The 25,134-nt window shown below is 43.1% G+C and carries 18 protein-coding genes; 17 read left to right on the forward strand and 1 reads right to left on the reverse strand.

What is annotated here, in order from left to right; genetic code table 11:
* Positions 1–119: 119 nt before the first annotated feature.
* The 16 genes from H8B06_RS19335 (at position 120) to H8B06_RS19410 (ending at position 22,166) form a co-directional block, all read left to right on the forward strand.
* Positions 120–2,861, forward strand: a complete 2,742-nt coding sequence (locus H8B06_RS19335) for a family 78 glycoside hydrolase catalytic domain (protein ID WP_190995845.1) — start codon at positions 120–122, stop codon at positions 2,859–2,861.
* Between the two features lie 7 nt (positions 2,862–2,868).
* Positions 2,869–3,969 (forward strand): glycoside hydrolase family 130 protein, encoded by a 1,101-nt coding sequence (locus H8B06_RS19340; RefSeq protein WP_190995846.1) that lies wholly within the window; start codon positions 2,869–2,871, stop codon positions 3,967–3,969.
* A 22-nt stretch (positions 3,970–3,991) separates the two neighbouring features.
* Positions 3,992–6,385, forward strand: a complete 2,394-nt coding sequence (locus H8B06_RS19345; RefSeq protein WP_190995847.1) for a glycoside hydrolase family 2 TIM barrel-domain containing protein — start codon at positions 3,992–3,994, stop codon at positions 6,383–6,385.
* 97 nt (positions 6,386–6,482) lie between these two features.
* Entirely contained in the window at positions 6,483–8,960 is a 2,478-nt protein-coding gene (locus tag H8B06_RS19350; RefSeq protein ID WP_190995848.1) for an L-rhamnose mutarotase, read from the forward strand.
* An 8-nt stretch (positions 8,961–8,968) separates the two neighbouring features.
* Complete coding sequence (locus tag H8B06_RS19355) at positions 8,969–10,042, forward strand: Gfo/Idh/MocA family protein (protein WP_190995849.1); 1,074 nt, start codon at positions 8,969–8,971, stop codon at positions 10,040–10,042.
* Positions 10,043–10,050: 8 nt separating this feature from the next.
* Complete coding sequence (locus tag H8B06_RS19360; RefSeq protein WP_190995850.1) at positions 10,051–11,631, forward strand: sodium:solute symporter family transporter; 1,581 nt, start codon at positions 10,051–10,053, stop codon at positions 11,629–11,631.
* Positions 11,632–11,681: 50 nt separating this feature from the next.
* On the forward strand, positions 11,682–13,040 hold the full coding sequence (locus H8B06_RS19365) for a glycoside hydrolase family 88/105 protein (protein ID WP_190995851.1): 1,359 nt from the start codon (positions 11,682–11,684) through the stop codon (positions 13,038–13,040).
* A gap of 99 nt (positions 13,041–13,139) precedes the next feature.
* Positions 13,140–14,312 carry an ABC transporter substrate-binding protein gene (locus H8B06_RS19370; RefSeq protein WP_190995852.1) on the forward strand — a complete coding sequence of 391 codons (1,173 nt, stop codon included), beginning with the start codon at positions 13,140–13,142 and terminating at the stop codon, positions 14,310–14,312.
* Complete coding sequence (locus tag H8B06_RS19375; protein WP_190995853.1) at positions 14,305–15,456, forward strand: CaiB/BaiF CoA transferase family protein; 1,152 nt, start codon at positions 14,305–14,307, stop codon at positions 15,454–15,456. The genes H8B06_RS19370 and H8B06_RS19375 overlap by 8 nt, the downstream gene beginning before the upstream one ends.
* Position 15,457: 1 nt before the next feature.
* Positions 15,458–16,600 carry a CaiB/BaiF CoA transferase family protein gene (locus tag H8B06_RS19380; RefSeq protein WP_190995854.1) on the forward strand — a complete coding sequence of 381 codons (1,143 nt, stop codon included), beginning with the start codon at positions 15,458–15,460 and terminating at the stop codon, positions 16,598–16,600.
* On the forward strand, positions 16,593–17,816 hold the full coding sequence (locus tag H8B06_RS19385) for an extracellular solute-binding protein (protein WP_190995855.1): 1,224 nt from the start codon (positions 16,593–16,595) through the stop codon (positions 17,814–17,816). The genes H8B06_RS19380 and H8B06_RS19385 overlap by 8 nt, the downstream gene beginning before the upstream one ends.
* Positions 17,813–18,889, forward strand: coding sequence for a Gfo/Idh/MocA family protein (locus H8B06_RS19390; protein ID WP_223857798.1), 1,077 nt, complete (start codon positions 17,813–17,815; stop codon positions 18,887–18,889). The genes H8B06_RS19385 and H8B06_RS19390 overlap by 4 nt, the downstream gene beginning before the upstream one ends.
* Before the next feature lie 26 nt (positions 18,890–18,915).
* Positions 18,916–19,368 carry a MaoC/PaaZ C-terminal domain-containing protein gene (locus H8B06_RS19395; RefSeq protein ID WP_190995856.1) on the forward strand — a complete coding sequence of 151 codons (453 nt, stop codon included), beginning with the start codon at positions 18,916–18,918 and terminating at the stop codon, positions 19,366–19,368.
* 13 nt (positions 19,369–19,381) lie between these two features.
* Positions 19,382–20,671 carry an L-fucose:H+ symporter permease gene (gene fucP / locus H8B06_RS19400; protein ID WP_190995857.1) on the forward strand — a complete coding sequence of 430 codons (1,290 nt, stop codon included), beginning with the start codon at positions 19,382–19,384 and terminating at the stop codon, positions 20,669–20,671.
* A gap of 806 nt (positions 20,672–21,477) precedes the next feature.
* Positions 21,478–21,702, forward strand: a complete 225-nt coding sequence (locus H8B06_RS19405) for a hypothetical protein (RefSeq protein WP_190995858.1) — start codon at positions 21,478–21,480, stop codon at positions 21,700–21,702.
* A 5-nt stretch (positions 21,703–21,707) separates the two neighbouring features.
* Positions 21,708–22,166: a type II toxin-antitoxin system VapC family toxin gene (locus H8B06_RS19410; protein WP_190995859.1), complete on the forward strand. Its 459-nt coding sequence runs from the start codon at positions 21,708–21,710 to the stop codon at positions 22,164–22,166.
* Between the two features lie 590 nt (positions 22,167–22,756).
* Here H8B06_RS19410 and H8B06_RS19415 read toward each other — a convergent pair.
* Positions 22,757–23,365 carry a hypothetical protein gene (locus tag H8B06_RS19415; protein WP_190995860.1) on the reverse strand — a complete coding sequence of 203 codons (609 nt, stop codon included), beginning with the start codon at positions 23,363–23,365 and terminating at the stop codon, positions 22,757–22,759.
* 376 nt (positions 23,366–23,741) lie between these two features.
* On the opposite strand from H8B06_RS19415, the gene H8B06_RS19420 reads away from it, so the two are divergent.
* On the forward strand, positions 23,742–24,539 hold the full coding sequence (locus H8B06_RS19420; RefSeq protein WP_223857799.1) for an IS110 family transposase: 798 nt from the start codon (positions 23,742–23,744) through the stop codon (positions 24,537–24,539).
* Positions 24,540–25,134 lie beyond the last annotated feature (595 nt).

Genomic DNA, 25,134 nt, shown 5'->3' on the forward strand with positions numbered 1-25,134 from the left:
GACACTACAGGACGGCCGTTTAGAGACGTTTTGATAGTTTCACCAGAAACTGACATTTATTTTCTTCGTATTCGGAAAGTGTGATAAGATGATATAAATAAATGAAAATTTTATACAGGATGAAGGCTCTTAAAATTTATCAAAGCATTTTTTTTCACCTATTTATCACCTTTATTTTTATAGGCGTGTCTAGTTGTTCCGCGTCGAAGAAATTATGTGTTGAGCAGGTATTAATTGAAGGGCGGAAAAATCCCATGGGAACAAACACCCTAATCCCCTCCTTTAGTTGGAAACTGGGGAGTAAAGGTTATAATGTCGTGCAAACTGCGTATAGGATTAGGGTTAGCTCAAATGCAGATTTGTCAAAACAACAGGATATTCTATGGGACTCGAACTGGGTGTCTACAGATCAAGCGTTATATAATCGCTATGAAGGACAAGACCTTCTGGCTGGGACAACCTATTATGCAGGCGTAGAAGTAAAAGATAATCAAGGAAATGTTGCCAAGAGTATTGTACAAAGTTTTCATACCGGTCTGCTTACCGAAGCCGATTGGGATGGCGCCCAATGGATTACGAAAGAGAAACTGCCGGATTCTTTAGTGAACCCGCTGCCGCTAAGCTCCAGCAAACTCCGCATCGATAAAAATTATGAGCTACCGGTATTTCGAAAAAATATAGAAACCGGTAAAAAAGTAATATCGTCTATAGGTTATATCTCCGGATTGGGACATTATGAGCTATTGCTTAATGCTCAACCGGTAGATAGTGCCGTATTACAACCAGGTTGGACAAAATATGATAAAGAAGCATACTATGTCGTGTATGACTTAACGGAGCATTGGCATAACGGGAAGAATACGATCGCGGTCATGCTTGGTAATGGATTTTATTATATTCCGCCCATCAAGGGACGGTACCAAAAGCATAAAGTAGCCTTTGGACTACCGAAAATGAAAATGAAAGTGGTCAACCGATACGATGATGGTACGCAGGAAACGATCGTCAGTGATGCGAGCTGGAAAGTACATCGATCGCCACTCACATTTTCCAGCATGTATGGTGGGGAAGATTATGATGAGCATGTATTACCGGTGAATTGGAATGCCCCAGATTTTGACGATGCTACCTGGGATAATGCCCTGTTGGTCGACGGTCCGTCGCTTCGCGTACAGGAAACGGAACCCGTTCGTATCATCGAACGCTTTGCTCCCAAATCGGTAAATCATATCGAAAAAAATATCGTGATGTACGATTTTGGCCAAAATGCATCGGGTATTGTACATGTTACGATGAAAGGTCATCAGGGTGATACGGTTCGAATCTATCCGGCAGAGTTGCTTACGGATAAGGGACGTGCAAACCAAAAACACACGGGAAGTCCGTACTATTACGAATATGTATTTGCACAAGATGGAGAAGCAAGCTGGCGTCCACGTTTTACCTATTATGGTTTTCGTTATGCCGAAGTGCGCTTGCTGCCTGCGGGGGAGCAAGATATCCAGATACAAGAAATCACCGCTGAACATATTCGTAACGGCGCCCGCCAGATCGGAAGTTTTCAATCATCAGATACGTTATTTAACCAAGTACATACACTGATCAATTGGGGTATAAAGAGTAATATGGTGAGTGTATTTACCGACTGTCCGCACCGCGAAAAACTGGGTTGGTTGGAGCAACTGCATCTTATGGGGCCGTCTGTTCACTATAATTTTGATGCGGAGCGCTTGTTTGCCAAATCACTCAGCGATATGCGACAATCCCAGACGAAAGAAGGCTTAGTACCGGAGACGGCGCCAGAATACGTACATTTCGATTGGGGAGGTGATGTGTTTCGCGATTCCCCAGAATGGGGATCGAGCTCGATCTTATTGGCTTGGTACGCTTACCAATGGTATGGCAATAAAGCGCTTTTACGCGATAACTATGAGATGATGAAAAAATATATGCATTATCTCCAAGGGAAAGCAAAAGACAATGTACTCTATCATGGACTGGGTGATTGGTATGATTTGGGTCCCGAACGTCCGGGTTTTTCCCAGTTAACGACACCTGGAATTACCGCAACGGCGATATACTATTATAATCTGAAGACGATGAGTCAAATTGCGGACCTGTTGGAAGACAGCGCTTACAAAACTTATGCTGATTCGCTGCAACAGGAAGTATATCGCGCTTTCAACGATACATTCTACAACGAGGATGCCGGGATATATGGCTCCGGAAGCCAAACGGCGTTAGCCATGCCTTTGTACATGGGGCTAGTTGATGAAGTGGATAAAGACAAAGTGCTGGCGAATCTGATCAAGGATATAGTGGATAGAGATACCAGCTTTACCGCGGGTGATATCGGACATCGCTATCTGTTACAGGTGCTACAGCAGGCAGGGCGTGATGATTTGATCTATGCCATGCATAATGACGATACCCGACCGGGATATGGTTATCAGATACGGCAAGGCGCTACAGCATTGACGGAATCCTGGGCCGCTTTACCGACTGTTTCTAATAATCACTTTATGTTGGGGCACCTTATGGAATGGTTCCATACAAGGTTAGGCGGTCTCGGGCAGGAAGAAGGATCTATTGCCTATAAACATATACGCATAGCCCCTAAAATGCTGGATGTCGTGAAACAACGAGCGGTAGCTTACGAAAGTCCATATGGAACCGTGAAATTTGAACAGAAACAAGATGGTTTTCACGTCGAAGTTCCGGTGAACAGCAAATGTACATTAGTGCTTCCGACATCTTCAGATTATCAAATCAATGGAGAGAAGTTGGCCGCTTATGAACATAGGTTGACAGATGAAGGTACAGAAATTCAGTTGGGTTCCGGCATATATGATATTAAATAATAAGGTAATGAGAAGAATAGGGCTATTGCTGTGTCTACTGTGGATCGGAAAGATGGGTGCGGCGCAACCGGCAACGATTTCCGAAGCAGAAATGGAACGGATCTATCAAGAAGTAAAAACACCCTATAAATATGGGCTGGTATTGACACCGGATAAAAAGGGGGATTTGATGGACTGTCCGAGTATATATCGCATCGGGAAGAAATGGTATATGAGTTATCTCGTTTTTGACGGAGAGGGCTATGAGACCTGGCTGGCCGAGAGCACAGATCTTTTGAACTGGACGACCTTAGGGAAGCAAATGTCAACAGAAAACAGTGATAAATGGGACAGTAAACAACGTGCAGGATACAACGCATTAATAGACACCAAATGGGGAGGTAGCTATAAACTTCATACCTATAAGGGAAAGTATTGGATGTCTTATTTTGGGGGAGCATCGGTGGGGTATGAACCAGAACCTTTAGCGATCGGTATGGCTTATACGACGCAGAAACCGTCTAGACCAGCAGAATGGCAACGATTGGACAACCCTGTTTTAACGAGCGATGACGCAGATGTGCGTTGGTGGGAGAACCGACATAAGCTGTTTAAGAGCTATGTGGTAGAAGATAAGGAAAGAAATACCGGGCACCGTTTCATTATGTATTATAATGCGGTGGGTGATTCCTTGGAAAATAATAAGCCTACACGCTGGTACGAACGAATTGGTATGGCCGTTTCGGATGATATGCAAAACTGGAAACGTTATTTAAAAGATCCTGTTGTGCATCATCCCGTGGGGATTACAGGTGACCCGATGATTCAGCGGATCAATAATACCTGGGTCATGTTTTATTTCGGAGCGTTCTGGAAGGATCGGGAAGGAGCATTCAACAGGTTTGCTGCCTCTAAAGACTTGATCCATTGGACGGACTGGCAGGGCGACAGTCTGATCGAATCTACAGAAGATTTCGATAATCAGTATGCGCATAAATCCTTTGTCATCAAGCATAAAGGAACTGTTTACCATTATTATTGTGCTGTTGATAAGAACGGAAATAGAGGCATAGCCTTGGCTACCTCACAAGATAGAGGGAAAAGCAAAGTAAAGTTTAAATCGGAATAAGTAAAATCTCATCATCATAGTCATGTTTAATAAGTTAGTATCCTTTCTAGTTTTGTTCGTTACGGCTCTTCCCGGTATAGCACAGCCAAGGGAAGCGATTGATTTTAACGGAGGTTGGTCTTTTACGTTAGAAGATGATTTGCAATTTCGTCATGCGGATTTTTCGGCGGTAAACTGGAAAACGGTTTCCTTGCCACACGATTGGAGTATCGGTTTCGATTTCGGAGAACAATATCCAGCCGGAAATGCCGGAGGAGCACTTCCCGGAGGAGTGGGCTGGTATAGAAAAACCTTTCCATTAGCCGAAAAGGATAAAGGAAGCCATTATACGCTACACTTTGGCGGAGTCTACCGTTATGCGGAAGTTTGGATTAACGGAAAATATTTAGGTAAAAACATAAACGGATACCTTTCTTTTGAGCATGATCTTACACCCTACTTACGTTATGGAAACGAGCAGAACGTCGTCGCCGTGCGTGTAGACAATAGTTTGCAACCTAACTCTCGTTGGTATACCGGTTCGGGTATTTATAGGGATGTGCGATTGGAAAAACGTTCGCCGATTCACCTGCTAAGAGCAGAAACCTTTATCACGACGCCTGAGGTATCAGCCGATAAAAGTACGCTGCGTGTGCAGACAGTACTTAACCAAGCCGTGTCAGGAAAGGCCGGCAAACTGCAATTAAAATTGCAGGATAAAAATAAGAAACTCATTGCGGAACAAACCTTGGCTTTTTCGGGTAGTCAGTTCGAAGAGGAGATATCATTAGGTACTGTTGCGCTGTGGTCGCCTGAGCGTCCGACCTTGTATGATTTGAACATTAGCTTATTGGATAATAACGGTAAGATAATCGATGAATTGAACTATCAAGTGGGCTTTCGCTATTTTCATTTCGATGAACAGAAGGGATTCTCTTTAAACGGGAAGCCATTGAAGTTACGCGGTGTATGTTTGCACCATGATCTAGGTGCATTAGGAGCGGTGTTCAACAAATCGGCAGCTAAAAGGCAGCTATTGATCATGAAAAATATGGGGGTGAATGCGATTCGGACGGCGCATAATCCACCTTCAGAAGAATTTCTAGATTTATGTGACGAGTTAGGCTTCCTCGTACAAAACGAAGCGTATGATATGTGGGCAAAGCGTAAGAATAAATTTGATTACCATCTTGATTTTAAGGAGCACCATATCGATGACCTTGTTCGCTTTGTCAAACGGGATCGTAACCATCCTTCGGTGTTTATGTGGAGTATCGGAAATGAAATCCGTGAACAATTCGATAGTACAGGCATCGCGTTTACAAAGAATATGACGGAAGTGGTGAAAAAACTTGATCCGACTCGTCCGGTGACGGCAGCATTGACAGAAACGAATTATGAAAAGAATTTCATCGCACAGGCGCAAGCTTTAGATGTGTTGGGATTCAACTATAAGTATTTTGATTACGATAGACTACCCACGGAGTTTAAAGGCGTTCCATTGATCGCATCGGAGACTACTTCGGCACTACAAACCAGAGGGGTATATGACAGTGTACACGATACCATTCAATTGTGGCCAGCTTCATCTCAGGATAAGTTTGTGACCAATGGTAATTCCGATTTTACCGTTTCGGCCTACGACAATGTGGCTGCATATTGGGGTACCAGCCACGAACGTGCTTGGTTGGAAGTGAAGAAACGGGATTTCTTGGGCGGTATTTTCGTGTGGACGGGCTTCGATTATTTGGGAGAGCCGGTACCTTACCCCTATCCCGCGCGTAGTTCCTACTACGGCATTGTAGACTTGGCGGGGCTACCTAAAGATGTGTACTATATGTATCAATCGGAGTGGACAGATACAGAAGTGTTACATCTTTTGCCGCACTGGAATTGGAAAGAAGGAGAGTCTGTGGATGTATGGTGTTATTACAATAATGCAGATGAGGTAGAATTGTTTTTGAATGGGCGCAGTCTCGGGAAGAGGTCAAAAACAGACGATCAGTTGCACGCGGCATGGAATGTACTTTTTGAAGCAGGGGAACTGAAAGCTGTAAAAATAAAAGACGGCAAAGCTGTGCAGGAAGTAGTGAAGAAAACAGCCGGTAAACCTGTGGATGTAATCGTTGACACGGAGCACGACCGCTATGCGGTAGATGGCTTGACCGACCTCCATTTTCTCACGGTTTCTTTGGTAGATGAACACGGAACCATTGTGCCGGATAGCGATATGGAATTGTCGTTTATCCCGCAAGAGAATGTAACGGTTATAGGCACAGATAATGGTTATCAGGCCGATCTAAGTTCATTGAGTACCCCGAAACGGAATACCTATAAAGGATTAGCAGTTGGTATCATAAAAAAACAAGAGATCAACAACGTTGGAAAAATCTTAATAAAAACAAACATCATCGAAAAAGAGGTAATAATTAAGTAATAAACAGTAATGTGAATAGACCTATTCCGCAACAGTTTTTAGATGTTATCGCCAACCCGCAAGAGTTTGGTCAAAATGATGGGTATTAAAATAAAGTATGAAGATTAGTAAGAAGATCGTTTGGTTGATAGGTATGCTCTGCGTTGCGGTTTCGGTCAGCGCTGCAGATATCTATGTCGGGAAGAATAGTAGAAACGGGTCGCGAGATGGTTCGATAGAGAACCCTTATGGTTCTTTGGAAGATGCGATCCGTCATGCCCGGGAGCTTCGTCGACTGAACGATTCGAGTATTTCGGAAGGAATAAATATCTGGGTTAAACCAGGTATTTATTCCCCTGAGCAAACGATTCGGCTCCGTCCGGAAGATAGCGGTACGGCAGCAAGTCCCACGAGGATACGCCCGTTGGATGGAAAGGTTGTTTTCTCGGGTGGAAGATCGATCGAAGGGTGGAAAAAACAAGGAAAACATATTTATGTGGCTGATGCGCCTAAAGTGGGTGGAAAACGCATTAACTTCCGCCAATTATGGGTAAATAATAACAAAGCTATCCGTGCCGAAAGCCACGGTGATATGGAACTTCCCCGGATATTAAATTGGAACTTTGAGAAGCAAACTGCCATTATCCCGAATGTGTTTAAGACGTTCAAGTTTGTGGAGGGCATGGAGTTTTTTATCCATCAGTGGTGGGCGGTTGCCCAATTGCGCGTGAAAGATGCGGTGGTGCATAAGGATAGTATCGAGGTATATTTCTATCAACCAGAGAGCAAGATACAGAGTGAACACCCTTGGCCTAAACCTTGGCTGTCGGAAGAGTCTGGAAATTCCGCTTTTCGTTTAGTCAACGCGCTGCAGTTTTTGGATAAGCCAGGTGAATGGTTTTTGGACGAAGACGAAGGAAAAGTCTATTATTATAAACGTGAGGGAGAAGATCTAGCACATGCGGATGTTATATTCCCTTATTTAGAAACTATTCTGGCGATAGAGGGAACATTAGAAGACCCCGTAGCACACGTGCAGATAGAAGGCTTATCTTTCGAACATGCTGCATGGTTTAGACCGAATACACATGGGCATGTAGCGTTACAAGCCGGGCTATATTTTCATGAAGCGTATAAACTCGCTAAACCGGGTACGCCTGATAAGAAAGGCTTGGAAAATCAAGCTTGGGTAGGTCGCCCTACCAGTGCCGTTGTACTTAAAAATACACAACATATACATTTCGAACACTGTACATTTAACCATCTAGCAGCCACAGGTTTTGATTTTTGCGCAGGCAATTATCGCGATCGCCTAGAGGGGAATGTGTTTTATGATATCGGCGGTAACGCGGTATTAATTGGTACTTTTTCCGAAGACCAAGTCGAAGCACATCTGCCCTATAATCCCAAAGATGAAAGAGTGCTATCAAGAGAAGTTGTTGTGCGTAACAACGTGATTCATCACACCGCGAATGAAGATTGGGGGGCGGTGGGAATCGGTGCAGGCTTTGTGCAGGGCGTCGATATTTCGCATAATGATATCAGCGATGTAGCATATTCAGGTATCAGTTTGGGTTGGGGCTGGACGCCAACGGTTAACAGCATGAAGAATAATAGTGTGGAGAGGAACAGGATCACACGTTATGGTAAGTTCATGTATGATGTAGCAGGGGTTTACACGCTATCGGCGCAGCCCGGTACGAAGATTCGATGGAATGAGATCGATAGTATCTATGTATCGCCTTACGCACACATTCCGGATCATTGGTTTTATTTGTATACCGATGAGGGATCAGCCTATATGGACGTCTCTTATAACTGGTTTCCCGAAGACAAAATCTTAAAAAATGCAAATGGACCTGGTGTCGTTTGGAAAAATAATGGTCCTGAAACGGATAAAGCAACGCTGAATGCTGGCTTGGAAGAACCCTTTCACAGCCTGCTGCAGTGGAAGAAACCCGTTGGAGAGGGATATACCTTTAACCAGCATGTGCCTTTTACGAAGCCCGTATTTGTACAGGTATATGATCAGCAAAAATCGCTATCGAAAGATGCCTTTGCAGCGTTTGCGGAAGAGCAAGGAATAGAACAACCGCAGATATATCGCTGGGGTGATTATATGTTATTAATGACGGACGACGGACGTGCGAAGAAATTAACGAGTGCTATGCTCGCAAATTTTCCAACGGTTGCTGTCAAGATGTTCAATGATATATTCTACACCTTTGATCAACAACATTGTGACGTAACGAAGAAAGCAGATGAAGTGGATTTTGTGCTATTGACGACCCAGTTGGTGGACGACGAATCCAAACAAGCGGAATACTTCCGCTATCATGAAAAGCAATTTGCGGAATGGCCTGAAGTTGCTGCTGGATTTTGTAATGCTAGATTTCAGGAAGTATTACTATATAGGGCCGGCAGGCAACTGTTACTATACATTTCTTTCCCCAAAGGAAAGGACTTTACAGTGATCGATGCATTAACGACCAAAGATAATCCGAAAGTAGAAAAGTGGAACCAGTTGATGGGTAAGTATCAGGAAGGCATCCCGGGTACGGCAGCAAATGAAACATGGATTTTTTATAAGAGATAACATATAAAATGGAGAAATTAAGATTAGGTATTCTGGGGCTTGGTGAAGGCAGAAGTACCATGTCAGGCGCGTTGCAAAGTGAACATATCGAGTTAGTACAAATTTGTGATCTGAATGAGGAATTAGGACGTAAGCGGATGAAAGAGTTTGATTTTCATGCTTATACAAAACGTTATGAAGATCTATTGGAGAATGTAGATATCGAAGCCATTGCTATTTATACGCCCGATCACTTGCATGCTACGCATATTAAACAGGCGTTGGAACATGATAAACACGTGATCTGCACAAAACCTTTTATCGATAACCTGGCGGATGCCAACGAATTGTTAAGCTTGGTCGAACGGACTGGAAAGCGTGTTTTCGTGGGGCAGAGCTCCCGCTTTTTTGAACCGATGAAAAAGCAGCGAACAGATTTTGAGGCAGGATTGATCGGGGAGTTGATTACGATTGAAGGATACTACCATGCCGATCATCGTTGGTTCTTAGAAAAGCCTTGGTCTCTACAGTCCTCCTTTAAATGGTTGTACGGTGGATTGAGCCATCCTGTTGATTTTATCCGTTGGTACCTGCCTAATATTGAAGAAGTGATGGGATATGGGATGCTTAGTGCGAACGGACGCAAAGGAGGCTTGCAAAATCCGGATACGATGCATTTTATTTTGAAAGCAGCAGACGATCGGGTGGCTCGGGTGAGCGGAGCTTATACAGGACCTGTGCAGCCCGTTACACGTGATAGCGAGATGAGTTGTATTTTGCGCGGCACAGAAGGATGTAGCCAAGCAGATTATATGGATTTGCGTTATGCGATTACCGACCGTACAGGCGAGGAACGCATGCTAACCTGGGAGCATAAATTGAAACATTATTTCCGTTTTGAAGGCAAAAGCCACCACGCGGGCGAGTACCAGAATTATTTGGAACACTTTGCGAAAGCCATTCGGGAAAATACACCAGCATTCCCAGATATGAAAGAAGGAATTGGAACGATTGCGCTATTGCAGGCGATGGATGAATCGCTTAGTTCTGGTAAACCTGTCCGTCCAAAAGATTTATTGACCAAATATAGTGTAAACTTGTAATAGGAGACATGAACAACCTGTTAGACAAATTGACGATATACGATTATGCTATCGTTGTCGTATACCTCATTGCTTTAATTGTCATAGGTCTTGTTTCATCCCGGAAAAATGCAGAAGGGGCTGAGCATTTCCTGGCTGGAAAATCGCTAAGTTGGTACAGTATTGGGTTCAATATGTGGGCAACGAATGTCGGCCCGTCCATGCTGTTGGCTTTTGCTACGGTGGGTTATACGACAGGAATCGTTGCGGTAAACTTTGACTGGTATGCCTTCGTATTTCTTTTCTTATTGGCTATTGTCTTTGCACCGCGGTATCTAGCATCTGGTGTGCGTACGCTTCCCGAGTTTATGGGGGAACGATATGGGTCGGATACGCAAACGATTTTGGCTTGGTACTCCTTGGTTAAAATGATGATATCCTGGCTTTCCTTGGGCTTGTTTGCCGGAGGTTTCCTCGTGCGACAAATATTGGGTATTCCTATGTGGCAATCGGTTATTGTACTCGTGGCCCTAGCCGGATTATTTGCTTATACAGGTGGGTTACGAACAGTAGCAAAGATTAATATTTTCCAGATGATTCTGCTGATAGGCGTCTCTGCGTTATTGACATTTCTAGGCTTATCGAAGATAGGTGGGATACAGGCTTTAATGGGTAGCACGCCGGACGGATATTGGTCGTTAATTAAACCGGCTGGCGATCCGGACTATCCTTGGTATGCCATTGCTCTGGGATATCCTGTCGCCGCTATTGCATTTTTCTGTACAGATCAGGCAATGGTACAGTCTGTTTTAGGCGCAAAAAACTTAGAACAGGGACAATTGGGTGTAAATTTTATCGCATGGTTAAAAATCCTTTCTTTACCGCTTTTTATCTTAACGGGTATTATTTGTTACATCCTGTTCCCCGGACTGGATGATCCATCGCTGGCTTATATGACGATGGTTACTAACCTCTTTCCGACTGGCTTAAATGGGTTCGTTATTGTCGTACTAATTGCCGTGCTAGTGGGTACGATCGGCTCATCACTCAATTCGCTCAGTACGGTTTACACCATGGATATCTATCTGAAGCATATCAATCCTCAAGCAGACAGTCGCAAAGTAACGCAGATTGGACGGTATACAATTATTGTAGGTTGTTTGATTTCCGTATTGGTGGCTGTTGCTATTGATCAGATAAAAGGTTTGAACCTCTTTGATGTATTTCAGTCAATTTTAGGCTTTATAGCGCCACCGCTTGCCGTTATCTTTTTGATGGCTGTCCTGTGGAAACGTACCAATAAGGCGGCGGTTAATACGCTGTTGACTTTCGGTGCGGTATTGAGTCTCGGAACAGGTGTATGTTATTTATGGGTATTTCCAAAAGATGTGTATACTTTTTGGCCGCACTATTTGATGCTCTCTTTTTATTTGTTTTTGGTCTTACTGATATTGGGGGTAATCATATCCTTGGTAATGCCTAAATCTGTGTACGAAAAAGAAAATGAAATGGCGTTTCGTTTTCAGATAGAAAAACCCACAGGACGTGTAAAATGGGCGTGGGGAGCATTGTTTGTGGTTATGCTGTTGTTGTATGTCACCTTTAAATAATGTCTGTCGAATTATTGTATTTTAGTGGGAGATTTAATAAGAAGAATAACATGAAAAAATATTTAATACAGGCTATACTACCCTTCCTATTGATGGCTTGTGCCAAACAACAGGATAATGATACCGTAATATGGTCACAAAAGATGGTTGAATCACATGGTTTGGGAGATTTTTATTGCAACAGACACTACCAGCCGAAATTGGATTCTACAGGTTGGGACTACGTATCGGGGCTCGTAGCCGGCGCTGTGTTGGAAACATGGAAACAGTATCCCGAGAAAGAGGAATATTACCAATCCGTAAAAGCCTTCGCCGATTTGAACCTAAATGAAGACGGAAGTATGATTCTAAACAGCAAAGGGGGATCGGCTCTCCGCCCTAGTAATATTGATGATCTTCCGGCTGGGCGTATCTATTTTACCCTGTACGAGGAGGAATTGCGAAAAGGAAATACCAAGGATGCCCAACGGTACCGAAATGTGGTGGACTTGATCCGAAATACGCTAAAATATGACCATTCCCGGATTGCCGAAGGCCTGCCGGGTGCTGGGGGATTCTTTCATAAAGCCATATATCCTAATCAGATGTGGCTGGATGGCCTATACATGGGCTCGCCAATATACGCACAGTGGGAAACTACATTTGGCGTAACTGACACGACAATTTATAAAGAGAGCTGGGACGATATCGCCCTGCAATTTAAAACGATTCATCAGAAAACGTATGATGCAGAAAAGCAATTGAATTACCATGCATGGTCAGCCACGCCGGCAGATTCCAATTCTTTTTGGGCTAATCAGCAAGATCCGTTTGTCGGATGTAGCCAAGAATTTTGGGCGCGTGGTATGGGTTGGTATTTTGCGGCACTGGTCGATGTGCTTGAATTTATGCCTAAAAATCACGCCTCCTACCCCGAAATAGTAGAAATAGCTAATCAAGTAGCTTCGGGGCTAAAGCGGTGGCAGGATGATGAGTCGGGACTTTGGTATCAGTTATTGCAGTATGATGCCAGCATGACCGCCGATGGTCAGGGAGATCGTATGGAAGGAGAAGTCTATAATATAGGAGATGCCGCAAATTATCTCGAATCTTCGGCATCTTGTATTTTTACGTATGCTTACCTAAAAGGAATCCGATTGGGGATTTTGGACAAAGAATCTTACCGTCCTGTTGCGGAGAAAGCCTACCAGGGGATTCTGAAGGAATTTTTGACAGAGAATCCGGATGGAAGTCGAATCGATATCGTGAAGAGCTGTGCCTCGGCAGGACTCGGTCCCGCCAAAGATCCTTCCCGAACCGGAACAATCAATTATTACCTCGCCGGGAAGGATGTCACGGTCGTTGAAAATGAAGGAAAGGCGATAGGAACCTTTATCTTGGCTTCTCTAGAATACGAGCAACTAAAATAAACGACTTCATTATACTTTAGGAAGGGAGGCTAAACCTAGATTCCCTTCAATTTTTTTGCAGGTGAGTAATATAAAAGAAAATAGCAATAATTTTAATACATGAAGAAAGAGAAAATCCAACTGAAAGGGATTACATGGGGGCATACGAGAGGATTTGTGCCGATGGTTGCAACAGCGCAACGTTATGAAGAGTTACACCCGGAAATCGAAATCGTTTGGACAAAGCGTACATTACAAGAGTTTGCAGATAAGTCGGTGACCGACCTAGCGAAGGAATACGATTTGCTGGTCATTGACCACCCCTGGACAGGTCACGCAGCGGCACAACGAATGGTCATTCCTTTTGATGATTTTCTACCGTATACCTTTTTACTTGACCAGGAGGAAAATAGTGTGGGACAATCGTATGCCAGCTATAACTTTGAAGGAAAACAGTGGGCATTACCTATTGATGCGGCGACACCAGTAGCGGCAAGCCGTCCGGATCTTTTGAAAGAGCTGGGTGTTTCACTTCCCCGTACGTTTGACGACCTTTTAGCATTGGCGCAAAAAGGGCGTGTTGGATTTTCTCTTTTGCCTATTGATGTACTAATGAGTTTTTATATGTTCTGTTGTACATCGGGGGAAGCCCCATGTCAGAACGATGAAGAGGTTGTAAGTGAAGAAACAGGCGTTTTCGTGCTGAAACTTTTCAAGTCACTAGCAGATCATATCGATACGCGTTTTTATGAAAAAAATCCCTTTAAGGTATTTGAAGATATGACGCAACAAGATGAAATTGCGTATTGTCCGTTTGCGTATGGCTACTCCAATTATTCGCGTGCTGGATATGCGAGGAAGTTATTGCATTTCCATGATTTGGTGACGCTTGATGTAGGGGGAACACCGATGATCAGTACATTGGGCGGAGCGGGTTTAGCCGTTTCTTCTCAGGGTAAACATATTGATGTTGCGGTGGATTATGCCCGTTTTGTGGCCTCGCCGGAGATTCAGGAAACGCTATACGTAGAAAATGGCGGACAACCTGGACACTTGCGGGCTTGGGAGAATACAAGGGTTAATTTAGCTACCACTGATTATTTTAAGAATACCTTGCCTGCGCTACAACGGGCGTATCTCCGCCCGCGATATGACGGGCATCTATATTTCCAGGACCATGCAGGTGATGTTGTTGTGAATTATTTGAAAAATGGCGGAAATGAACAGGCTGTGTTGAGCGAACTGAATAGTATGTATCGGAATTCATTAACGTGGGAAAGTAATAATGGATAATAAACCTTTAGACGGCCTTTTAGTACTGGAATTCTCCCAATTTATGGCAGGACCTACTGCAGGATTGCGATTAGCGGATTTGGGAGCTCGTGTGGTGAAAATTGAACGTCCCGTTAAGGGGGAAGGAGGACGCCAAATTGCGATTAAAAACATCTTTGTCGACGATAGTAGCTTAGTCTTTCACACGATAAATCGGAATAAGGAATCGTATGCAGCGGATTTAAAAAACGAAAAGGATCTAGCGGATATCAAAGCGTTGATACAGAAAGCGGACGTCATTACCCATAATTTTCGTCCCGGAGTGATGGAAAAAATCGGCTTGGATTACGAAAGTGTCAAAGCGCTAAACCCAAAGATTATATACGCCACCGTGACCGGCTATGGAAACGAAGGCCCTTGGGCGAAAAAGCCCGGACAGGATCTACTGGTGCAGTCCATGTCTGGACTTTCCTGGTTATCCGGAAGCGAAGGGGATGGGCCGGTACCTTTTGGCTTAGCCGTAATCGATATGTATTGTGCTACCCATCTTACCCAAGGTATATTAGCTGCTCTATTGAAACGCTCCCGTACTGAGGAAGGTGTGTTGGTAGAAGTTAGTTTGCTCGAATCGGCATTGGATATGCAGTTTGAAGTGTTGACGACTTATTTTAATGATGGAAGAAAGCTGCCGAAACGATCTGCAGTTCGTGGCGGCGGGCATGCGTATTTAAGCGCACCATATGGATTGTACCAAACAGCGAATGGCTATCTGGCACTTGCTATGGGCGATTTGCAGAAGATAGCAGTCGTTATTGGACTGTCCGAAGAGCGCTATCAGGATCAGTCGATGTGGTTCTCGCAGCGGGATACGATCATGCGGGAATTGGGACAGACGTTCCGCGAAAAAACGACACAGGAATGGGTAACCTTATTGGAGACAGCGGGTATCTGGTGTGGATCGGTGCATGATTATCATACCTTTTTGCAGGAAGAGAATTTCGTAAAAACTGGGATGTTGCAAGAAATCACGCTGCATGACGGAACCGCGCTGCGGACAACCCGGAGCGTGTATGGCATTGACGGGCATTATTTGTACGCGGACAAACCTGCACCGAAAGTAGGAGAGGATAATGGAAAGATTGTGGAAGATTATTTAATACGTTGATATGTTACCCTTAGCAGGTTTTACAGTAATAGATTTTAGTCAATTTCTATCCGGTCCATTAACGAGTCTTCGTTTGGCAGATTTGGGAGCTCGGGTTATTAAAGTGGAAAAGCCGGGCACGGGCGATATATGTCGACAATTATATACCTCCGAGACCGTATTAAATGGGACATCTACCGTTTTTCATGCGATTAACCGGAATAAGGAAAGTATCGTGCTGGATATAAAAAGTGAGGCGGATTGTCGTGTTATTCGGGACTTGATTGCTAAAGCGGATGTGGTGATGCATAATTTTCGTCCGGGTGTTATGGAACGTTTAGGGTTTGATTATGCGCACGTTCGGGAAATCAACCCAACGGTTATTTATGGAGAGATTTCCGGATACGGAAAAGAAGGCACCTGGGCGACTAGGCCTGGGCAAGATTTATTGTTACAATCGCTCACGGGCATGACCTGGCTCAGTGGTGACGCTACAAACGGGCCTGTTCCCATGGGCTTATCTATTGTAGATATGTTTGCCGGAGGCAACTTGTGTAGTGCTATTTTGGCTTGTTTATACCGTCGGGCGATACAAAAAGTCGGCGCACACGTGCATGTTAGTATGCTCGATTCAGCGGTAGACATACAGTTTGAAGCCGTTACGACCTATTTTCGGGATGGTCAATTACTGCCGCAACGGAGCGAAGTGAGTAATGCACACGCCTATTTGGCCGCTCCATATGGGGTATATCGTACAGCAGACGGCTTTCTAGCCTTGGCGATGGGGTCTATTCCGCAATTGAGGCAATTATTGGATTGTCCCGAATTGGAAAACTTTACCGACGGCGAACAAGCATTTAAAGAGCGGGATGCTATTAAAAAGATTTTGATGCAGCATTTAATAACCAAGCCTACCACGCATTGGCTTGGTATTTTGGAAGCTGCAGATATATGGTGTGCGGATGTGTTAGATTGGAATCGATTGACGGAGCATAATGGTTTTAAAATATTAGATATGGTGCAGCAAGTAACGATGGGCGATGGATTTACGTATGAAACAACCCGCTGTCCGATCCGAATAGATGGAGAACTATTGGTTTCCTCAAAAGGTTCTCCGAAATTAGGGGAGCATACCACTAAAATATTGGAGGAATTATATGGATAAGTTACGTTTTGCAGTTCGGAAATTTGATCCTTTCGAAAACGCGTTGGAAAAGTGTTGGGAAGCTTATCAAAATCAGTATCCTTCGGATGTACAAATGGAATTTGTACCGTTGGATTTGGAACAATTAACGGATGCTTTCTTTGAACAGAAAGGTCTTTGCAATGGTGATTGGGACATCGTACATATCAATACGGATTGGGTAACACGAGCGTATGAAACGGACGGGTTGTTCGCGTTGGATGACTTTGTTCAAACGGCTCCCCCAGAAGATTACCCGAATGTTTGGTCGGATAGCTTAACGGGCTTGCAAAATTTTAACGGAAGTCTATATGGGCTTCCTTTTCACGACGGGCCGGAATGCCTTGTGCTGCGGAAAGACTTATTCGAAAATAAAGAAGAACAGCGGCGTTTTCAAGAGCGCTATGGCAAAGCACTGGAGGTTCCCAAAACTTGGGATGATTTTTTAAAGGTAGCCGATTTCTTTACCAGACCGGAAGACAATCTTTACGGGACGGTCTTCGCAGGATATCCGGATGGACATAATGCCGTGTTTGACTTTTGTATACAGCTGTGGTCTCGTGGTGCGGAGCTTTCTGTTGGTGATAAACCTATTCAGTTGGATCAACCAGCAGCGGTAGCAGCTTTGGATTTTTATAGAGCCTTATTTCAAAAGCAAACTTGTCTGCATCCGCAATCGGCAACCTATGAATCTGTCCAAGCAGGTCAAGCCTTTGCACGTGGAGAGGTCGCGATGATGGTCAATTGGTTCGGTTTTGCATCATGGGCACAAATAGATGATGCGTCTGCCGTGAAAGGAAAGGTAGACGTGGCACCTATTCCGGCGGCTAACACAGGCGTGTCCCCGTCGCTAAATGTCTATTGGCTGTATGCTATCCCAACAGGTAGCCGGTATAAACAAATAGCTTACGATTTTATCCGCTTTGCCGTGAGCAAAGCGAACGATAAACTTTTGACATTGGAGGGAGGAGTTGGCTGTCGTTATTCAACCTGGCATGATGTGGAAATAAATGAAACTATTCCTTTTTATAATAAACTTGCACAGCTGCACGAAACTGCTCGTACGTTGCCGAGATTGGCAAACTGGCCACAGATTGCACATATTATGGACGACACGGTCACGGCTGCGATTCAAAGCGAAGAAAGCAGTTTGTCCTTGTTGACAGAAGCACAACAAAAGATAAATACATGGATATGATACCTATTAACTATCAAACAGTATTGCCGAAATCTTCGTTGCCCATTGTTATTATTGGCGCAGGTGGTATTGTAAAAGATGCCCATCTGCCCGCTTATCGTAAGGCCGGTTTTGAGGTGCATGGCATTGTGAACCGAACGAAAGCGAAGGCAGAAGCTTTGGCGCAGGAGTTTGGTATTCCATATGTCTACGATTCGGTAGCCGATGCGGTAGCACAAGCGCCGGAAAATGCGGTGTACGACATTACGATTATGCCCAATAAATTTATCGAAACCTTGGAGGCCTTGCCTGATGGCGCAGCCGTTTTGATTCAAAAACCCATGGGCGATTATTATCCTGAAAGCGAAGCTATTTTGGATGTTTGCCAACGGAAAGGTTTAGTGGCGGCGATCAATTGCCAACTTCGTCAAGCGCCATTCGTTAACGCCGCACGTTGGCTCATCGAACAGGGGTATATCGGTGAGGTTTATGATATGGAGGTACGTGTAAACTTACATACACCTTGGCAACTTTTTCCGCATGTGATGGTACATCCACGTTTAGAAATTCTGTATCATAGTGTGCATTATATTGATTTGATCCGTTCGTTTTTGGGGAATCCACACTCGGTATATGCGAAGACATTGAAGCACCCAGCAAAAGATCTATCGTCGAGCCGAACGACACTTTTATTTGATTATGGCGATACATTACACGCCGTTGTCAATACCAATCACGATCATGATTTCGGGCCAAAACACCAAGAAAGCTATATTAAATGGGAAGGGACAAAAGGTGCCATAAAAGCTACGATGGGCGTATTAATGGACTATCCGCATGGTGTCCCTGATGTATTTGAATATTGCATTAAACCAACGGACGGAAGTGCACCACAATGGGTGAAATATCCGATCGAAGGCACCTGGTTTCCCGATGCATTCATTGGGAGCATGGGAAGTTTAATGCGCTATAAACTTGGCGAAATAACCGTGCTGCCCGCAGCTGTAGAGGATGTTATCCATACCATGGCGGTCGTGGAAGCCGCCTATAAGAGCAGCGAAGCCGGCGGACAACCAATCGATTATAAAGTTTAACTTTCTAACTCATAAAAACAAACATCATGCATTTTGAATCTATTTTTTTTGAAGACTATATAGTAGAAGATAAGCGGACGACATTAGGTCGAACCATTACGGAAACCGATTTTGTGGTTCATGCAGGGCACACAGGCGACTTTTTTCCGCACCATATGGATGCCGAATGGTGTAAAACACAGCCGTTCGGGCAGCGGATTGCACACGGCACGATGATATTTGCGATAGGCATAGGACTCACGGCTTCGGTGATCAACCCTGAAGCGTTTTCCAAAGGTTACGATCGTCTGCGGTTTGTGAAGCCCGTATTTATTGGCGATACGATACATGCGGAGGTGACGATCTCCGAAAAGTCAGACGCGAAAAAGCCAGAATTTGGAACCGTCGTGGAGCATGTGGAAATTATAAACCAACGTGGAGAAGTTGTTTTAGTAGCAGACCATATCCTGCTTGCTAAGCGAAAGGAAACCACAACTTAACGTATTACATCTCATGGAACTCGGAACAAAAGAAAATGTAAAGTTGACTGATGGGGGATCTAAAAATTATCTGCTTCCTTTTATACTGATTGTCAGTTTGTTTTTTTTATGGGGGATGGCGCACAATTTAAATGGCGTTTTGATTCCGCATTTGAAAAAAGCCTGTCAGTTGGACAATAGTCAATCCGCTTTAGTAGACACCTCTATTTTCCTCGCCTATTTTATCATGGCGCTTCCCGCAGGTTATCTCCTTCGCAGATGGGGATATAAGTTATCCATTATTATGGGATTGATCGCTTTTGCAATAGGGGCATTCCTATTCATACCTGCAGCAGACTACCGCATGTATGAGCTGTTTCTACTGGCTTTGTTTATTATTGGTTGCGGTTTGGCGGTGTTGGAAACAGCAGCGAATCCGTATGCTGCCATTTTGGGCAAGCCGGAAGCGGCTACACATCGCCTTAATCTCGCGGCATCGTTCAATGGTCTGGCAGCGCTGGTGGCGCCGATTATAGGAACAATGTTTATTTTATCCGGTAAAAGTTATTCCGAAGTTGAGCTGAATGCCATGGCGGAGGTCGAACGGACGGCGTATCTGATGGAAGAAGCATCATCCGTCAAAGCTCCCTATTTAGTGTTGGGCCTAATCTTGCTGCTTGTGGCCGTCGTATTCATGTTTGTAAAGCTACCGGAGATAAAGGAAAGTGTCCATACGGAGGAAACTGGTAAAAAAAGTGGTTTTTTTGCGGTACTTCGCCATAAACATCTGGCTTTCGCCGTTATTGCACAGTTTTTCTATGTCGGTGCACAGGTCTGTGTAACGAGTTTTTTTATCCGTATGGCACAGCAAGGAGCCGGTGTTGATGAGAAAACAGCGGGCTATTATTTGGGCATATATGGATTGCTTTTTATGGCGGGAAGATTTGTAGGAACATTTCTATTGCGCTATACAACGGCAAATCGTTTACTAGCATTGTATGCCTTGGTTTGTGCATTACTTGCAGCAATAGCCGTATTGGGATCCGGTATGGTCGTATTGTATGCCTTAGGCGGTTTGGGCTTTTTTATGTCGATTATGTTCCCAACCATTTTTTCGTTAGGCATTACTGGTTTGCGCGAAGAGACGAAACAAGCTTCTTCCTGGTTGATCATGGCCATCGTTGGGGGAGCAATCTTCCCCTATATGACGGGCGGTATTATCGACATCGCGCATGACAATACGCAGATGGGGTATATTGTACCCTTTGTATGCTATGTGGTTATTCTTTGGTTTGGACTGCGGGGGTATAAAACTTCATCGTAACGTAATGTAATATGTATTCCGGTAACCAGGATTGCAATATTAAAGAAAGCAAAAAATGCTTCATCGGAAAACTTATATCGTGTTAGGTGATCGGGTCTTCTGAGGCAGCTCGATATACTTTTATCCCAATAGCATATGTAGTTGACGCAACTGTATATGTAGTTGGTTCATTCGTACATACTTTTGTTGCATGCTGTATATGCTTTGGTTCATAGGACATTACTTTTGATCCGGCTTGTCCTAAAGATAGGCCATTCCGTCTTACTGCTGCGTTCTAAGTATATGCGGATACGTCATCTTAATATGCAGATGGCCGAAAGGTAATTGTTTTTGAGCCAAACGTATATGTGTTTATCCCAACGGTTATAACAAATGCGTCATCCTGATATACAGATGGTCGAAAGGTAAATGCTTTTACATCAAAAGTAATTGCTTTTGGTGCAAAGTTACGACACTTTGGTTAGTGTGCACTTACCAAAAAATAGACGTCTACTGCGTGTAGTCCCTGTTTTTCTGCTAAAATTCGAGGTAAGGGGGCTAATCGCGTCACAAGTATCCAGCGTTGGATGTAAAATTGACCCAAATAGCCCCCTTCTTAGGAGACTTGCCTTCCTATATTTGCGGCAGCTAAGATACTTTTTTCAGTTAGCTATGGTTACAGGGTTCAATTGAGGAAGTTTTCTCTTTTTGCTCGATACTTGTTATCTTCCTGATCATATTTTAGAATTAATCCTTTTGAGTATATTATTGTCCAATAGATGATTAATTAGTTAATTTTGTATTTTTGGTAAAAGAAAGGAGCAATAATGACAATAAAATTAAATGATATATCGAAAAAATCTGCTTTTAGAGATCGTAAATCATATTCTCCTGAAGACATTTGGGCGGCGGGGGGCACTTCTGCTTTTGGTAAAAAAGCTGGTCAAAGTAACACTAAAGTTATCGAAGCTTTAAAATCAGTGCCTGAAATTGAACCTTTCACGGAAGAAGAATGGAAGGAGACAGTTAAACACTTAGCTGACAATAAATAGTCCTAATGAATCTTCTTATTGATACAAACATTATTTTGAATATTATTCGATCAAGGGACTATCGTGGTATTATTGAGTTTATCAATCCTGAAAACCGGTCAATATATATTTCTGTTGTTTCAGAGGCGGAAATCAAATCTATTGCAAAACGTTCAAACTGGGGTTCTGCGCGAATAGAAAAGTTAGATAATTTTTTAGATACTGTTGCAATAGTTGAAATCAATCACCAATACATCAATAGTTATGTCGAAATAGATACTTATTCTCAAAAAAGCAACCCTTTGTTTGAAGAATACGGGTTTTCTACACCTAGAAATATGGGCAAGAACGATTTATGGATTGCATCCCTTGCCGGGCTTCTTGGTCTACAACTTATAACTACAGATGCAGATTTCGATCATTTAGATGGTATATTTTTTGAAGTGCGAAGAATAACTCCAACTGAACTTTCTAGATTTTATTAAATTCTCTTTTTTAGTAGATAAATCATTGGTCTTTGTCCTGCTCGATGCCTTCCTCGCCAAGAACAAGATGCAGGCAATATTAAAGTAAAAAACCCAATCCGATGAGGATTGGGCTAGATTTCATTACTAGAACCAGAGCGCAACTACATCCGTCTATACGAAAGATAGCCTCGATCTGTGACAAAAACGATGGTTTTAAGTTGTGGTATGTAAAGGATAACAGCTTCATCCGAAGTGTCATACCAAATATACTCCCAATTATCTATCAAATCACCCAGCCGCATTCTATCTACGCCACAATCTATGTCCCAGATTATATATACGTTATCATTATCATCAGTAGTAACTTGCGAAAAAACCGAAGATAGCAAAACACTATCCACACTATATTTGTAAATGATTTTTTCATCTATTTCCTGTTCAAGAAAAGGATAAAAAGCTTGGGTCGGAGTATTACCAATCTGTAATCCCCAATAGAGACAGAAGCATTCCTATAACTTTACCAGACTGAAAATCACTCAATGTCTCATACTTAAAGACTTCGTTTCCATCGTGTTCTGATAGATAAATATCAACTTTAAACTTTTCCATCAATCCAAACCTACTGCCCCTTTCTTCCTAGGCCCTAAACCATTATACTTGCCTTTTGTAAAATCCCAGTAATTGATATGCGGTTCCTTTTCCGCTGGAATAGTACTATTTGGATCCCCTTCATTATCCAGCCTATATCCCTTCTTGACATCTCCTCTTTGCGGACTTCCCCACTTACCTTGTTTTGTTTTAGGCAAAGGACCATCTATTCCCAATTCCTTATAAACTTTCTTGAGAGCTTCTTTAACTGTAGAAACAGCATATTTCTTCGCTGCTAGGCCAAATACTGTTCTTGCTGAAGATCCCGCGGCACCTATGGTTAATAATACATCAATTGCTGCAAATTCAGTTGGTGCTTTATCATGAACTTCGCGGACACCGGGTGTAGGGTTTTCTTCTTGTTGTTTAGGCGATGCGTTACCTATGCCCGAAGTGGCAATCTCGATGACATCCAATTCAACAGTTTGCAAACCCTCCGCTAATGGAGCTTTGTCCATATCGACCACTGTTACATAATCCGTCTCGTTCCTTCCTCGCGTTCCAGTCATCGTCACCTTCTCCACCTGCCCATTCCTGACAATAACTTCATATTCATTATCGAAAGCCATCGGGCCATACCATCCGGATCAATAAATCTTATCGGATTGCCAAACGCATAGCTATAAGGCGAGTGCCACGGAATCTGCTCCGCCAGCGGATCGACCACGTTCCACCTAACTATTTCAGCATCATCGTCGTAAGTTTGTAAGAACGAATTTGGGTTTTAGAGAACAGAATATAATTTTGTTCAACTAAAAATCCAGCAAAGAGAAGGAAGAAGACTTTTGTGCATCGTTGGTCTTTGCAGACCGTGTTCTATGCTAGTCACCTTCTCTTATTCTTTTCATAAACTTGAACAGTTCACTAGGACCAAGATCCTGTTTATACGATTGATAAGTTGTGATAAGAAGTTGCTGAACTCTTTTTTTAATAACTAATACAAAGATGGTAACAGGAATCGATTGTTCAAAGGATTATTTTGACTTGGTCGTCTTAAATGATGAGACTATTATATTTAGTGCTAGATTTGACAATAATAGTCAAGGATTTATGCAGATGCTTCCCACTATTACAGGAACTCACGTCAGTATGGAGGCTACCGGACCCTATTATTTTCAGTTAGCTAGGTTCATCGCTGAACGGGGTATCAGAATATCTGTACTAAATCCATTAACGGTAAAAAGATTTTCACAAATGAGTCTGTCCCGTGCGAAAACAGACAAAAAAGACGCCCTATTGATTGCTAAATTCACAGCGATGACAAAGCCTAAAGAATGGAAGGTACCAGCCGACGAAATAACACAAATCCGAAACCTGGAAACTTACATACGCGGACTCAAAGATCGAAAGCACATGATCGGCAATCAGAAACATGCAATAGAGGCTTCTGGAACAGTTTCGATCGAACTCAGCAACGAAATAAACGATGAAATTGAGTATTATCAAACTAAGATTACTGCTAAAGAAAAGCAAATTGAAGCACTCATTAATCTGAATTATAAAGATTTATATCAAAATTTACAAACTATACCCGGAATTGGACCCAGAAGTGCAACCCTGCTCATTACTTCGACCAATGGGTTTAATATGTTTGATGGATACAGACAGATCATATCTTATTTTGGCCTTGCGCCAAGGGTATATGAATCAGGAAGCAGCATCAGGGGAAAAAGAAAGATCTGCAAAATGGGCATGAGTCAGATAAGAAAAGTGCTGTATATGGCCGCAACTTCTGCTATTTGATGTAACAGAGCCTGCAAAGATCTATATCTTAGACTTAGGGCTAAAGGAAAACCTTATAAGGTTGCACTGATAGCAGCTGTAAACAAATTAATCAAACAAGCCTTTGCTATAGCTAAATCAGGAAAAAAATATGTCGAAACCCCACAATGACATCGAAATAACGATATCCTGTAAAAAGTTGTTCTAAAAAATTTTGAGCCTTAAAGCTCTAAAAATTTCTTTGGAAACAACTTTTGGTTACCATAAAACTTGCGTCAACAAAATATTATTTGGATAAACTTTAAAATAAATTTGCTTTTAAACACAGTTCATAGAACCTAGCCCCGTAATCGTAATGCCTTCCGCAACTTTTCCACTGTTTCCCGAATTTGCTGGCACCCCAGAACCGGTTTTTTCAAAGAACATTTCCAACCCAAAGATAATGTTTTCAGCGGATTGTGTAAGTGGTGTTTTACGGTTGGGTTGATCATCCGTTGCAGCAAAGGTAGCCTCCTAAGCAACTCGTCTGCAAAATGTTTTCTTTCTATAGCTACTCAGAGATTTATTTTTGTCATGAACTAATTGTATTGGACTACCAGCTTATATTCGGAACAGA

The organism is Sphingobacterium micropteri, assembly GCF_014692515.1.
Classification (GTDB): Bacteria; Bacteroidota; Bacteroidia; order Sphingobacteriales; family Sphingobacteriaceae; genus Sphingobacterium; species Sphingobacterium micropteri.

Bases quoted from the DNA above. Each gene is read 5' to 3' on its own strand.
- H8B06_RS19335 (WP_190995845.1), top strand. From the start codon at position 120: ATGAAGGCTCTTAAAATTTATCAAAGCATTTTTTTTCACCTATTTATC.
- H8B06_RS19410 (WP_190995859.1), top strand. From the start codon at position 21,708: ATGAATCTTCTTATTGATACAAACATTATTTTGAATATTATTCGATCA.
- H8B06_RS19405 (WP_190995858.1), top strand. From the start codon at position 21,478: ATGACAATAAAATTAAATGATATATCGAAAAAATCTGCTTTTAGAGAT.
- H8B06_RS19340 (WP_190995846.1), top strand. From the start codon at position 2,869: ATGAGAAGAATAGGGCTATTGCTGTGTCTACTGTGGATCGGAAAGATG.
- fucP (WP_190995857.1), top strand. From the start codon at position 19,382: ATGGAACTCGGAACAAAAGAAAATGTAAAGTTGACTGATGGGGGATCT.
- H8B06_RS19375 (WP_190995853.1), top strand. From the start codon at position 14,305: ATGGATAATAAACCTTTAGACGGCCTTTTAGTACTGGAATTCTCCCAA.
- H8B06_RS19395 (WP_190995856.1), top strand. From the start codon at position 18,916: ATGCATTTTGAATCTATTTTTTTTGAAGACTATATAGTAGAAGATAAG.
- H8B06_RS19360 (WP_190995850.1), top strand. From the start codon at position 10,051: ATGAACAACCTGTTAGACAAATTGACGATATACGATTATGCTATCGTT.
- H8B06_RS19365 (WP_190995851.1), top strand. From the start codon at position 11,682: ATGAAAAAATATTTAATACAGGCTATACTACCCTTCCTATTGATGGCT.
- H8B06_RS19380 (WP_190995854.1), top strand. From the start codon at position 15,458: ATGTTACCCTTAGCAGGTTTTACAGTAATAGATTTTAGTCAATTTCTA.
- H8B06_RS19355 (WP_190995849.1), top strand. From the start codon at position 8,969: ATGGAGAAATTAAGATTAGGTATTCTGGGGCTTGGTGAAGGCAGAAGT.
- H8B06_RS19385 (WP_190995855.1), top strand. From the start codon at position 16,593: ATGGATAAGTTACGTTTTGCAGTTCGGAAATTTGATCCTTTCGAAAAC.
- H8B06_RS19415 (WP_190995860.1), bottom strand. From the start codon at position 23,365: ATGGCTTTCGATAATGAATATGAAGTTATTGTCAGGAATGGGCAGGTG.
- H8B06_RS19370 (WP_190995852.1), top strand. From the start codon at position 13,140: ATGAAGAAAGAGAAAATCCAACTGAAAGGGATTACATGGGGGCATACG.
- H8B06_RS19350 (WP_190995848.1), top strand. From the start codon at position 6,483: ATGAAGATTAGTAAGAAGATCGTTTGGTTGATAGGTATGCTCTGCGTT.
- H8B06_RS19390 (WP_223857798.1), top strand. From the start codon at position 17,813: ATGATACCTATTAACTATCAAACAGTATTGCCGAAATCTTCGTTGCCC.
- H8B06_RS19420 (WP_223857799.1), top strand. From the start codon at position 23,742: ATGGTAACAGGAATCGATTGTTCAAAGGATTATTTTGACTTGGTCGTC.
- H8B06_RS19345 (WP_190995847.1), top strand. From the start codon at position 3,992: ATGTTTAATAAGTTAGTATCCTTTCTAGTTTTGTTCGTTACGGCTCTT.